The organism is Klenkia sp. AC732, assembly GCF_979256525.1.
Genome location: NZ_CEEDOS010000154.1, coordinates 1 through 244, shown reverse-complemented (window position 1 = coordinate 244; position 244 = coordinate 1). Strand labels below are relative to the sequence as shown.

Genomic DNA, 244 nt, shown 5'->3' with positions numbered 1-244 from the left:
CCGCCGACCGGGGGCTCACCCTCCCCGGCCACGGTGACGGCAGCAGGGGCATCCGGGGTCAGCTCGACGCGATCGGCGGGGAGAAGGTCGCGACCGCGTGGGAGTCCCTCGTGCAGGCCGACCGACCTGCCGGCGACAGCCGCACCCGCGCGCAGCAGCGCGCCGACGCGCTCGTGCAGCTGTGCGACACGCACCTGGCCGCTGGGGAACTGCCCACCCTGCGCGGGCGCAAGCCCCAGGTCAC

Annotated in this window: 1 protein-coding gene; it reads left to right on the top strand. The window is 76.6% G+C overall.

Annotated features, from left to right (window positions below; translation table 11 throughout):
* Positions 1–244, top strand: a 244-nt coding sequence (locus AC0IVP_RS22070) for a DUF222 domain-containing protein (RefSeq protein WP_471759301.1), incomplete at both ends; no start/stop codon positions are given.